5 protein-coding genes and 1 other annotated feature (1 of these 6 only partly in view) are annotated in these 14,302 nt (G+C 46.1%); all 5 genes read right to left on the bottom strand.

What is annotated here, in order from left to right; genetic code table 11:
• Window positions 1–68: a binding site (T-box leader), on the bottom strand (it extends 166 nt beyond the left edge of the window).
• 73 nt (window positions 69–141) lie between these two features.
• From ACYQ1I_RS09645 to ACYQ1I_RS09625, 5 genes are read right to left on the bottom strand one after another with little or no spacing between them, the layout of a single operon-like run.
• Complete coding sequence (locus ACYQ1I_RS09645) at window positions 142–3,999, bottom strand: TIM-barrel domain-containing protein (RefSeq protein ID WP_459764706.1); 3,858 nt, start codon at window positions 3,997–3,999, stop codon at window positions 142–144.
• Window positions 4,000–4,039: 40 nt separating this feature from the next.
• Window positions 4,040–6,967: a TIM-barrel domain-containing protein gene (locus tag ACYQ1I_RS09640; protein WP_459764704.1), complete on the bottom strand. Its 2,928-nt coding sequence runs from the start codon at window positions 6,965–6,967 to the stop codon at window positions 4,040–4,042.
• Window positions 6,968–7,027: 60 nt separating this feature from the next.
• Entirely contained in the window at window positions 7,028–10,513 is a 3,486-nt protein-coding gene (locus ACYQ1I_RS09635) for a glycoside hydrolase family 31 protein (protein WP_459764702.1), read from the bottom strand.
• A 1-nt stretch (window position 10,514) separates the two neighbouring features.
• Window positions 10,515–12,434, bottom strand: a complete 1,920-nt coding sequence (locus tag ACYQ1I_RS09630; protein WP_459764700.1) for a glycoside hydrolase family 15 protein — start codon at window positions 12,432–12,434, stop codon at window positions 10,515–10,517.
• A 3-nt stretch (window positions 12,435–12,437) separates the two neighbouring features.
• Window positions 12,438–14,258 (bottom strand): glycoside hydrolase family 125 protein, encoded by a 1,821-nt coding sequence (locus ACYQ1I_RS09625; RefSeq protein WP_459764698.1) that lies wholly within the window; start codon window positions 14,256–14,258, stop codon window positions 12,438–12,440.
• Window positions 14,259–14,302 lie beyond the last annotated feature (44 nt).

Raw genomic sequence — 14,302 nt, 5'->3', positions numbered from 1 at the left:
ATCTCTCACCATCATCGACTCGCTATAGCAAAGTCACTGTTTCTACTCGTCTTAATCATCGCTTTAATATTATTATTTGCATTATAATCAAAAAATATTGATATGTCAACAAGAAATAACCATGATTGAAGGGCTGATTCATTATTCCTGCCTAATTATCCTGACCTCATCAATGTGCAGGGTGGTTCCTCCCGGGGAATCTACATAAAACCCTACATCTATTTTCCCACTGGTTACATAGATATCTTTAATTGTTATGAGCTTCCAAATCCCGCCCTTATGAATATCGTAGTAAATTGGAGCACCTCCATAATCCATGATTTCCGCCCTGGCAACCTGGGGAGTGGTATTTTTCAGCCTGACCCATGCCTCAAGGGAATAGTAGGCATTATTCTCTGGCACATTGATTACCTGATGGATACTTTGCTGATAGGGACCTGCGGCATAGAAATAGGCCCTTTGATTGCCATTAATGGGAGCTTCCGGGGGATTCACACCAGAACCGCTGTCTATTCCATAGGCCAGGCTCTGACCGCTGGGGTGCCACTCTGTCCAATTGCTGGGTAAACTAGCTTCTCTCTCAAAGCCTGGATTATCCAGCAGATTTTTTTCTGATTCAGAAGGCATAATTTCTGTATGAGAAACGAGAATACGGTCTAAATTCACATTTCCACTGTCTCCTGAATCGTACTGATAACGGATTGTATTTTTTCCTGCATTCAAGGGTACGGTCTGAATCAGTTGATTCCAAGTGCTCCAGTTACTACCGGGGCTAGGTAAGCTAATCTGATTCTGCTTCACCCCATTTAGATAGGTGCTTAATGTTTTTGTACTGCCTGTGCCGTTGGCATATTTTAAAGCCACCTGATGGCTTCCTGACTCTGGTACCCATACTTCAAACTCTACCCGGGCCCCAACACTGGTTATGCCATCCACAAAGCCTGTACCTGAATAGAATCCATGATTTTGATTCATGCCCGCTCCTCCTGAAAGCCTGGCAGCTTCAGCTTCATATTTGGCCTGCAGCGGATTAAAGGGAAGGTTAATATAGTCAATATTAACATTTCCTGTGTCACCGGCTGCTTCATCATTTTGCAGGGTGATAATGTTTTGACCGGCATTTAAGGGCAGTATCACTTCTTTGGTGACCCAATCGCTCCAACTGGAAAGATTGCTAAAGACAGCCTGCTTAACCCGTTGACCGTTTACGTATATGCCCAGGGTTTGGTCGGAGGTCGTTCCATTGGCATAGCCAATTTCGATTGGGTAGTCACCTGCCGTCTTCACATTGGCATAGAAGGTAACGGCTGCCCCTTTATGATGTAAGCCATTTACAAAGCCCGTGCCTGAATAACCTGGATGATTACTGGCTACTGCAGCCCTTTCATTGGTGGTCCTTCCTGAAAGGGAGGCTTCCTCTGCTTCGTACTGAAGGGAGTCGGTCAAAGCGGTTGTATTGCCTGTTATACTAATATTTTTATCATAGGCCTTGGCAGCTTCCACCTTAATATAGGTAACATCGCCATAGATTTCTCTGCCGGTGGCCCAGCCTTCGCCATTGGCCTGCTTCAAGCTCTCAAGGTTCTGATAAGCTGTTATAGGGCCATCATTGATGGTTACATCGGTTGCCCCCCTGCCCTGTACCTTGACTAAATAGTATTGAACATCCGGCAAATAGCTTCCCTCTTTAGCCTTTATTTTCACAGAGGTATCGGCTGCCCCAAGGTCCTGGCCGGTTATGGGCTGTTTGAAGTATTGACCTGCTTCATAACCATAGCTGTCACCATCATCATCATAGTAGGTAAAGCTGGTTTCCTGGTCATCGGGAAATACATCAATATTGACCATTGTAATGGGACTTTGACCCACATAGTCCAATACCCTTTGGGTGGGAATAATGGCACCCTTTTTAATAAACAGGGGAATATCGGTCCAGCTAACTGAATTCAACGGGTAATGGATGGTTTGTCCCCCTGTATAGGTATTACCTCTAAAGTAGTCAATCCAGGTTCCCTGGGGCAAGTAGATATTTTTGCTGGTCTGTTCCTGATGAATGACGGGGGCCGCCAGTAAATAATCTCCGAACATCCAGGCATCGGTGTAGTTCTTAACATGTTCATCCTCCGGGTAATCAAAGATTAACGGCCTTACCAGGCCTAATCCCTTTTCATAGGCCAGCCTTTCATAGGCATACATATAGGGAATGAAAGAATACCTCAAATGAATTGCAGCCTTGGAGACCTCCTCGGCGGTTTTTCCATAGAACCAGGGCTGGCGCTGCTGTTGATGATTGCCATGAACCCTAAATACCGGTGTCAAGGCGCTGAATTGCATCCATCTGGTATAGAGCTCAGGTGTAGGGTTATCTATGGTTCCATCCTGCTTATTGAAGCCGCCGGCATCCATTCCCCACTTCATTTGTCCCAGGTTGATGGAGGAAAGCATGACATCTGTCTGTTCCTGCATACCCGCTGCCCAATCGATTTTTTCTCCCTTATGGTATTGTATGCCAATATCACCAGACCAAAGGGTAGTAGCATAACGATGGGCCCCCGGGTAATAGGTTCTGGCGGTTTGCCATACCCGTTTTTTATCGTTGGTATAGCTTCTTTGCCCTTCATAAAATCCCTGGGAAAGATGGGTGGTGGTAAAGTTTCCGAACCAAAACTGGGCACTGCCGGAGGAAACCTTGTCTGTCTCATCATTCCACCAGCCTATGATTCCCTTATCAAAGGCATCAATAGAGCTTTCCCAGAACCAGCTTCTGGTAGCCTTCGAATAGGGGTCAATGCTTCTGACTGTGACGGGTATAAAGTAGTCTGTATATTCGCTGTGGCCTGGATACCAGTATCCCCCTGCCTCGGCATCATGATATTGAATCGTTCGCTGATTGTTTAAATCCCTGGTAACAATACGGGGCTTTGTAATTCCAATCATTTTAATTCCCTTACTGTCCATGGTTGATTTCAGGGAAGTGGTGGCGGCATCGGGAAAATTAGCTGTATTCCATCTGAATTCTCCATAATTGTTTTCACCATACCGCTTCCAATCATAGTCTAGGGCGTATCCGTCTATGGGAATATTTTTAGCTCGATAATTATCCACATGCTCCATTAACTCATTTTGATCCATATCCCATTCAAAGTTCATAAATCCCAGAGACCATTTAGGCAGCATAGGTGCCCTTCCAGTTACTTCAAAGTAAGCCTCCATAATGTCCTCAGGCTCCCCAATCATCACATAGTACTCCACATTATTTTTAACATAACGTCTTCCCTCCACAGGGGTTTCGCCATAATAGAACTCTAATTTCCCTGTCAAATCCTCTGTGTAGGGATACCCACCATCACTGTCAACTAAAATTCCATATCCTGAGGTGGACCACATAAAGGGGCCACCGGCATCTCCCTGCTCTCCGGCATGGGCCGGGTGATTGCTGTTGTTTCTTAATATTCCTTCGGCCTCTTCAAAGGCACCGAAGCTTCTGATTCCATAGATATTATCTCCAGTGGCGTGCTGAAGCCTGACACCGTCGTGGAATATCCCCCCCGATTGGGGTTCCCACAGCAAGGGGGTGCCATCGGCCTTTCGGTAGGTCATTCTGACAGGATACTTGCTAATTTCCACCCTCATTTCTGAAGTGGTAATAATGATTGGGTCACCGGAAATATCAATGGAAGCCCCAACCCCCTCCCAGGTTTTATTGGGGTCAATCATAGGGGTACCGGGACTCTGGCTGATGCCATTGGGCCGATAATCTACCCTTAAAATATTTTCACTTAGCACCTGGATTTCCAGTAAATCGTCCTGTGGCTCAGAACCATTGTCAATGACCAGGGTCAAGGAATCCTCTGAAGTATAGACATCGATTACATTGCCCAGGGCCTCGACATAGGCATGGGCAGGTATCGTTGGTATGGTTAACACCATGGTAAAAAAGATGACATGTAACAGCATAACAGACATTTTTTTGGCTATTCCCAATTGATAAGCAAGCATTTAATTCAACCACCTTTCTAGTTACTCCCCTTAACCTTGTTTATTTTACATTTATCGAATTGTAATGGGCTGCTTTATTGACTTCATTTAATATAACCGTTTTAACAGCTCCTGGGGCAGTTTTGATATAAGTAAAGCCCTCAGTTGAGTCATAGTACCATCCCTGGCCGGCTGAAATGAGCTGGTCTTTGCTGTTGTATTGGTTTAATTGGGAGCCGTTTACCATTACCGATGCCGGTTTTGAAGTAAATACCTGTAGGGTACTGACCGTATCCATGGCCGGCAGCGACACGGTTACCATGCTTTCTTCATAGGCCTCTGTAGCTGTAATTGTCTTTACTGCTCCAGACAGATCATCATACCAATCATAGGCTGTATTTCCACAAGGATAAATTCTAAAGGTTAAATTGGTATACTGGATCAGATCGTTTCCTATATTGCCTCCCAGCTCGTATTGCTGGTTCAAATTTAGGGGCAGAATACTTCCTGCCTTTACAAATACCGGAATATCATCAACTCCGGCATAATAGTCGATGCTTCTTTTGCCAGGCCTTGGGACACCCCACCAGAAATCAATCCATTCCCCCTCTGGCAGGTAAATACTTTTAATGGTCTCCCCTTCATGGGCGATGGGAGCCACCAAAAGATGATCGCCGAGCATATATTGCTCTGTTAAACCATAGGTATTGGTATCGTGGGGGTATTCCAATACCATTGCCCTCATTAAGGGTACACCTGTTTCGCTGGTTTTTTTAGCCTCACTGTAAAGATAGGGAATAATATTCATTCTTACATTGGCATATTTTCTAAAGGTACTGATAATGGTTGAATCCCCTGTTCTTGCGGCGGCATTCCAAGGAGACCGCTCTTCACTTGGCGATGGGTCGGCCTTTTCGGAGTGGAATTGCATTAAGGGCATAAAGGCTGACATGGAGGCAGATCGTTTATATAGCTCTGCTGAGGGATAGTTGCCTGTAAAGCCGGCTAAATCCCATGTCCAGAAGGGTACCCCGGAAATATTGGCGGTCATACCAGCCATTATTGCTTGACGATAAGCATTAAAGCTTGAATCCTGATCTCCTGCCCAGAAGGCTGGATATTGCTGCAAGCCCGTTGTCCCCGCTCGACTGAAGGTGATTGCCTCTGGATTCTTTGATTTTCCAAAATCATAATAGGCTCTGATATATTCGTTGGGATATTGGTTTCGCATTTCATCCCCGTTTCTGCCATCATTAAAGGTATTCCATCTGCCCCAAACCATTTCTCCACCGTCGGTCTTAAAGCCGTCAATTTTCAAGTCATCCAGCAGATAAGCCCTTTTTGACATCCACCATTGGGTCGCTGCCGGGTTGGTGAAGTCCAGTAACAGGCTATTATCGAACCAGGTTCCCCATGGGGTTCGATAGGCCCCACCCCTTCCGTCACCGACTGCATAGCCCTGGGAAATCATATAGGCTTCATCGTTGTCCCTTTGTTGATAGGGATATGAGGTATATTTCATAACCGGTATCTGCCATAATAAAACCTTCATATGATTGTCGTGTATCTTCTCTACCAGCCCCTTTGGGTCAGGCCATTTGCTGTTGGCCGGGAAGGTAAAGTCCTGGTAGGTAAGGGCCTCTTCCCCTGGCTTTGGTGTATATTGTGCCTCATTGAAAATGTAGAAGGTATGTTCGTCACTCCACTGCTCCAATACAATTACAGAGGCAGGTATATTGTGATTGTTGGCCTGCTCTATGGCCCCCAGCACCTCTGACTGCCGGTCCCACTCATTGGCCGACATCCATAGACCAAATGCCCATTTAGGCAATAAAGCAGGCTTGGCTGTGATGGTGGTATAATTAGATACTACATTCTTCAGGTCTGTTCCATAAATCAAGTAGTAATCTAGCATAGAATCTATGCTGCCGCTGGTATCGGCCGTAAAGCTGTACATGTCACTGCGTTCCGTAGCCAGCTTGAATTTGGAATAATAGGTGCTGTTTAAAAACAAACCGTATCCCCCGGTGTTGATGAAAAAGGGAATAGCCATATAGGTTCGTTCATTTTGGTTTAAGTATTGGTTATAGACATAGGTATCTACTTCAGTACCTCTTTTTCTAAAGTCATTGTATCGTTCGCCGAAGCCGTAAAACTCTTCATTGGTTGGGGTATAGAAGCTGTTTTGAACTTGATTAATTATTGAATTTCCATTGGTTAGCCACCCCATTGTGGGCTGAAGGGTACTGTCATATTCCTGGGTAATCAGGTTATTGTTTTGATCGTACACACTCATACGATAGGGTGATTTATCGATTCTTACCTTTAATTTTGATGTGCTAATCATATAATGGCTTCCCTTGTCAACAAGGGTATAGTTGTTGTTTCCCGTTGCAAAGGGTCCACTGCCATTGGGAGCCAACTGAACCCGAAGTACATCTTCATCTGTAAAGAGAATATTGATTATCGGAGTAAAGCTTCCCGTATTTGCTACTGCCTCCAGCATTACATGGTTCCCTTTGTCGGTATAGCCATTGACGCTGTTGACGTATTCCCAATCGGTTACGGTAAATTCAAAGGGACCAACAACCTTTTCATTGGTGCCGTTCTGATTGGCATGAACGCGATAACTGATTACATCTCCCTTGTTGAATTTTCCCAGATCGGCCTCCCAGTAGGAATTGTTATCACTGTTATACTTCCACCCTCCATTGATTATAGGCTGGCTGACACCATTTTTTGTCCAGGTAATCCAGGTGGCCTGGCCAAATTCCACCGGCCAGGTGTTCATTTTAATGTAGACATTTTCCCCTGCCATGGGGTCCCTGGGGAATCGCTCTGTTGCTTCAATATTGTACAGATCGTCTATTCCATAGGGATGATGCCATACCCCTTCAATGGCATGGACATTGACTCCCGCAGAAAGGAACAGTACCAAGAAAACAATGATTGAAATCCCCCTTTTTCTGCTGATTAACCTTCTCAACATGTGTAACCTCTCCTTTCATTGTTCAAATTTGAATTCTTCCCTTTTGAAAACCACCTTTATTTATATTTCATCCTCCTTTGGAAGAGAAATAACATAATAACCATTTTGAACGGGTATTTTCTCTATGTATTTAACGTTCTGATTTATGACAATGCTTTCATCGCTATTGATTAAGCTGTAGGGAATCATTATTTTGGTTCCCCTGGCCCCTTCAAGCCAAATATGCCACTGTTTTTGTTCCCTAAAAGCCTTAATATGCCATCTTTGGGAAAGATGATCCTGAAGGGTTGCCTCCATTTGATCCTTTAAATAAAGCCTGATAGCGGGTACGTGGTAACATTGAATATCGTTCCCCACCCAAGCGCCTAAGCGCAAGGACTCGTCACAATTGGTCAAAATAGCACTGCCCCTTCGTGCATAAACAGGAATCTCCATCAGCTCAGCCTTTACCCGTTTCCATAGGGGCCCCTTTATCACTTCATTTCCCCACAGGTTTACCCATTCCCCCTGGGGAAAATAGACCTTTCTTTCTGTCTGCCCGGCTTCTATGACCGGGGCTACCAGCAGGTCATCGCCAAGCAGGTACTGGTCATAAATTGTATGGGTAGCTTCATCCTCGGGAAATTCCAGCATCAGCGGCCTCATCAGGGGAATTCCCGTTTCACTGGTTTTTCTGGCCTGAACATAGAGATAGGGCAATAGATTCATTCTGGCATTGGCATAAAAACGATAGCCCTCGATGGCCCTGTGATCACCTGTACGGTCTGCAATATTCCATGGGGTACGGTCTTGATTAAATTCCCCCTTGCTCTCGGCATGGTATTGCATAATGGGGCAAAAAGCCGCCATTTGGGCCGATCGAACAAACAGCTCGCAGGAAGGAATGTCTCCATTAAAGCCTGCTAAATCCCAGCCCCAGAAGGGAATACCTGAAAGGGACGAGGTTAATCCTGCTATTAGGGAATGCCGAAAGGCTTCAAAGGTTGATCTTTCGTCCCCTGCCCAATGGGCGGGATAATTTTGCGCCCCGGTAAACCCAGCCCGGCTAAAGGTTAGACCATCTCCCCTACGGTATGCTGTTACAAAGCGATAGTAGGCCTCAATGTAGGCATTGGGGTAGAGGTTCCTCATTTCCATCCCCCTTTTTCCGTCATAGAACTGAAGGTCCCTGCCAAAGACAAATTCTCCCCCGTCGGTTTTGAAACCGTCCACACCGATCTCCAGCAAATATTTCCGTTTATTAAACCACCATTCTACTGCCTGGGGATTGGAAAAATCCATTAAAAGACTTCCGGTAAACCAGCCCTCCGGTATTCGGTAGGGGGTATTATCATGGTTCTTTACAGCATAGCCTGCCTCCAGCATGTGGGCTTCGTCGACATCCTTTTGGGGATGTACCTGTCGATTTAAATATTTCTGAATGGGTATCTGCCATAATATTACCCTTAAGCCATTTTCATGGAGATACGTTATAAGCCCCTTGGGGTCAGGCCATCTTCCCCATGAGGGAAAGGTAAAATCCTCATAGCTGAAGTAATCCTGCCCTGGCTTTAACTGATATTGGGCATCGTTAAAGATATAGTAGGTTGCTTCATCGCTCCACTGCTCCAACACCAGGACGGTACTGGGAATTTGCAAGGCGTTGCCCTTTTCCACCTGCTCTCTGACGACTGAATCCCGATCCCAGTTATTACTTGACATCCATGGTCCAAAGGCCCAGGGGGGAGGCAGTGCAGGTTTTCCTGACAGTTGAGTGTACTGCCCCAACACTTCTCTGGGAGTACCAGGAAAAATCAACAGGGTCATGTCACCACCAGCGGGGTCTAAATCGGTTTGTATTTTCAGCAAATCCTGTGATGCTTTAGCAAAGTCAAAAATTGAATAATAGGACTCCTTTAGCAACAGCCCGTAGCCCCTGGAGCTAATATAGAAGGGAACAGGCATATAGGTACGATTCCCCTGGTCTCGATATTGATTATATACGTAGCAATCCAATTCTTCCCCCCGATGGGTAAAGGAGTTGTAGCGTTCTCCTAGACCATAGAAGTGTTCCTCCGGCGGAGTATTCAAGTGCCAGGAGGCCCTTATGGCTTCTCCCCTGCCATTTACCCACCACTGCAGCACCGGAGAAGCTTTGTTACCCGACAATAGGGTTTTTCCCCTGGCATCCACTAGCTGAACTTGAAAGGGGCTTTTCTTAATTTGCAATCGCCACCCTTCATGCCACACCTGGATATATTCAGATGCTTCTTCCCATCCTAAGCTTCCCATTCTTCCCCGGTTCCCCCGGGATTGAGAAATATCTTTGTTTAAAGGAGGTCTTACTGTTGACTGTAGTTTCAATGAGCCTTCCTCTTCCGATATTCCCAGGTATATAGGGGATAAATCTAATAAATCCCTTCCCCGTAGCCAGAGGGTATTTTCTGTAACCCAATGTCCGGCTATGGCGGCCAGTCCATTAACCTTAAAGGGTTGAAAAGTATATACCTCCCCCGTTTCCACCACTTGCTTATCATCTACAACAACCAATTGATAGGTTACCGTTTCGTCAAAATCAAAATTCCCCAGCGTGGCCTCCCAAAGCCTTTCTCCATCTCTTTCTATCGGCTGACAGCAAACCTTGTACTGGCGGTGATTGGTCTTCACTACTGCATCAACCTTGATACCCGGCAGCTCAGGCCAAATTTGTACATAGACCTTTACCTGCTCCCCCGCCTGGGGTTCCCTGGGCACCCTTTCGGTTTTTAATGCCTCATAGGGGCTGCCGTTGCCAAAGGGAGTATGAATAATTTGTATGGCCCCGTTATGCTTATTGGTAGCCTCCATATAGCAAAGTACGATTTTTAGAATTACCCGGGCCAGCTCAGCTTCATCCCCTGAAGAAGCCTTCATTAGCTCTTCAGTCAGGTTTATATAGTCCTTTGCTTTTTTAATGTCTTTTTTCTCAAAATAGTACCAGGCCAGCCATGCAGCCCCAACGGGGGAGATCTGATTTCTGGCCACCAGTCGGGCTTCCATTTCCCTTACTGCCTCCACCATGACCAAATCCTCCGGCGACAAAAGTCCAAAGGGCATCACAGCTAATAAAAGATCTGGGGAAGCGACCTTTATTTCTGGGGCCCGAACCACCATTCCCCCGGAAAGCCCCGAGGAAAATACACTGTCTCTGATGTCTGTTAAGGTTTTTTGTATTTCTTGATTTCCTGTTATTCCCTTGGCACCACTTAAAGCACCATAATAAATTCCCAGATTGGCCATATATAGCCTTGGCTCATCCATTTCAAATAGTGGGGGGCAAGGCTTATGCCAGTTTTCCATTACCCTTGAGATGGCTGAATCGACATAAGGTCGATAAGCTGTCACAAGTGCCCTTTCCCGACCTCGCTCCACCTGCTCTGACAGCAGCCATAGCCATAGGGCCATTTCGGGCAAGCGCTTTTCTTTAAAAACAGTAATGACGGCTTGATGGAGCAATTTTTTTGAACCTTCAAGGTCTCCCTTAAGCTGATGGAAGTGACCTTGAAACAGGTTGATAACTGCCTTCATTTTATTTCACCTCCTGAACAATCCCATCAAAGCCCTTTAGTTTCCCCGGCCTAAAGCCATCCTTCGTTGCCAGAATTGAAACGGTAGATACAAACTCGGCACAGGCCCAGGTAAGGGGATTAATAAAGGCATGGTCTTCATTTTCGGCATCAATTGCCTCGGGCATGAGCCCATATCCATTGGAATGTTCCATCATCCAGTTTAACTTCGCCAGGTATTGCTCAACCTTTCCTACCAAGGCTTGGTATTGGGCACAGGCTCCGGTATTAAAGAGCCAGGGGCCATGATGGTATTCTTGCTCGGTATAGCCAATTCCATTTTCAAAAAATGTACTGTATTTTAGAAAGAATTCATTATTCTGGGCAACCCTTTCATTAATGGGGTAGCCATATAAAGTGCCAAAGTATTGGGGTGTATCATATTTTTTAACGATCTCCGGGCCATAAAGCACGTAGCCGTAGCCATAGCGTTCCTCTCTTTCTACCCAGGTGGATTGAATGCCGCCATCAATTGTCTCGGCCATTTCCCTCCATTGGGCTGCGGTATCTGGTTCCCCATGGATTTTGGCCATTTCAATTGCAGCCATTAGTCCTCCGTAAATAAACATATTTGAGGAAGTAATATAGGCTGGGCCAAAAACCCCTTCATTGACACCCCCTTCGGGCCCAACGAGGCCTGAAGGCCCTATACATTGCCGAAGCACCTCGACATAAGGCTTGACTTGCTCCAATGACAGAAGCCATTGGCCCGTTCTTTGAAAATAGGTATATATATTTCTTAGAAAATACCCTTGGGAATCCAACTGGTGGGGTACGTTATTGTTGGCTCCTTCACTGGGTTCCCCCAGGGCATTATAGCGTTGATAAAATTCGCCACTATTATTTTTGGTGGGCCGTTGAATTAGATAATTGATAATATCCCTAGCCTCCGAGTAATGACCACTCAATAAAAAGGCCCTGGCAATCATCATGGCATCCCTGGCATAGTAGCAGGGAGAACCATGGGAAAAATAGTGCCCTGTAATATCAGCCGGAACAAAGCCATTTAGAATGGCCCCCTTGATGGCTACTAAATTGGCTTCATAGTGACATTTTACATCGCCTGATGGCTTTAATCTTTGATAAACTTCATTTTCTATCCAGCCTTGCCAATACCGGGATGCTTTCTTTCTCTCGTACTGCCAATCCCATCGATGCCGTTGCAGCTGTTGAATACTGCCACTGGCTGCTATTCCCCACCTGACCCTTACAGAGCCATGGGGAGGCACCTTGACATGACGCCCCATGGTGACTCCAATAAAGGTATTAGCTTGAAGGGCTGAGGTATCAGGGTATCCCCCTCGAAGCATTTGCAAGGTCCGATAAATGAAGCCAGTGGGGGCCTCTGTATTGATATTGAATACCTGTGCCCCCTGGAGAGAGATCTTTAGGGCACCGCCCCTTCCCTGCCATAGCACGTCCATATTAGTTTTTTCTGCCCGGCCCGCCCCAGGGTTTCTAAGAATAACATAGCACCCCAGTTCCAGCGGATAGGGTTCTTCACCTTCATTGAATACCTCTGTTTCAAAGATAATACCGTTATCCTGGGTAGCATAAACCGCTTCTACCCAGGAAATATCACGAATCTTTTGGGATTGAAAACGGGTTTGATATAAATAGCCATCGATTGTCTTGACTTCTTTGGGATGCTGGTGAAGGGGATGGCTTTTTCCGTCTATTTTACGATTTCCCAGCTCCACCGTATGGTTGGAATGCTTGAGGTAGGTGACGCCTGAATGAATTAAATCATACTGATAGCTTTCATAAAAGAAATGCTGAATCCCTATCCCCTGCCAATCTACGATTCCATTATCGACTCCATAGAGGGCTGAAATTTTTTCTCCCCCCAGCACTGCAATGGCCGGATATCGCTTTTTAAGCATGGCTTACTCTCCTTTTTTACCATAGGCATGATAGATTCCATAGGCTAAAAAACCTGCACAGGTGGCAAAATGCTCGCCTGTTCTGGATACCCCTGTATGGGGATCAATGCTTTCACAGGCAATTCCTCCATCCATGGGGGCCCTTAGTACCAAATCCCTTGCCTGTTCTTTTCGGCCGGCCAGGAAACTGTTGCCTATGCTTAACACCCAGGGGTAGTTGGCATGGGCACAGCCTAACTCCTCAAATTCACATCCCAAAAAGGAATAGTGGTTTTCTGGTGACCGAATGGTTGCCACTGTATTGATATAGACTGGATCATCTGCTGGGCAAAAACCGTAATAGGACAATAGCTGAAGGCTTCCTGGCGGCTCGTCATATACATTGAAGTTTCCTTCCAAATCCACCGACCAGGAGAAAATTTTCTTCCCCCTATAATCCACCACCATGTATTCATAGATTGCGGCCTTCACCTGTTCTGCCAGCCCCTGGAAGGATTGGGCCTTCCCTTGACTTATTCCCTGGTAAAGACTGCTCAAAATACTGTATACCTTCCAAACCAGGACATTGTTATAGGTTAGGTAGGGATAGACAATGGGGTCATCTGTGGGCTGCAGGAATGTATCATATAATGAAATTTTGGGATGACGATGCTTTTCCAGCTCCTGAATAATCTGCTTCAAGGATTCCTGAACGTGGGCAGTATTCAGGTATTCCCAATCATCGGTGGCCCTCAAGTACTTATCCAGGGCCAGTACCGGGGCACATAGTTCATCTAGCTCAAAGCCCGGCTCCAGTACGGTACCGTCGATATAGCGGCTATGGATTCCAATATTTTTTCGCTGGGTGGTAAACACATAATCCAGCATGCTGCGGGCCCGACCTGCATCTGTGACCAGGATGGAGGGAAAGCTCCACAAAAGACTGTCCCGATCCCAATAGGCTGCACTAACATAATACCGGGGACTGCGGGAGGTCATCAGAACATCCTCCTCTGTATCAAGGGAACGGCCCGTCGCAAAGAAGAAGTTGAAAAATAGATTTAAATTCATGACTTCATCCAACCTTGAGTCGCCTGTTGTTTGAATTCTCTCCTGCAGCCATTTAGTGGTTTCTCTCCTCACTTGTTCCCACCCCTTTCGAAGCATTTCCTTAGCCCCGGTGGCCGCCCCCACCTCCTCCAGGCCCAGCCCCCAGTAAAAGCAAATTCTCGCCCCTTCGCCGGGCTTTAGGCTCAATTCCTTAAGCAGCCTGTAGGTGATGCCATGATTTTCCTTCTGCTGCCATGTCACTGAATCCAGGGCTATATCTGTCATGGGAGCAAGGGCAAAGAGGGGGGTTTCCCCAAGCAATTCAAAAACAATTAAATCATTCCACCCACTTTCAAAAACCGTGGGTAGTGCCCGTACCGCCTTACTTTCATTAATGGTATGTAATGTCCTGTACCAGCATCCCTCAAGGCCCATTTCAATGGACTTAACCTCATGACTGTTGTTTACTGCCTCCAATTGGTAGTAAAATCCCCGTTCCCCCGTGGGAACGCAGATTTCTCCCTTCCATTCCACCCCTTGATAATTGACATAGAAGCTGGGAATCCAATAGGCACTGCGCTGCCATTGTAGGACTTCATGGCAGCCATTGCCATTGACGGTTAAGAAGGGCTTGATTAAAGGATTATCCCTGGATTCCCCTGTGATTTCCATAAGCCCCCGATGCTTCATGCTGATAAAATTAATACCTTCGATGGCCCCCCTGCTGCACAAGGTCGGTATGGATATCTGCTCATTTCCTGTAGGAATATAAATATCTTTTAAATTGATTTTCATCTCTCTCACACCCTTCTATGTTTATGCAATCCCGATTGAAAGGG

Source organism: Alkaliphilus crotonatoxidans, from assembly GCF_054658015.1.
Note: the sequence above shows the minus strand (reverse complement) of the source record. Positions and strands in the feature narration are given on the sequence as shown.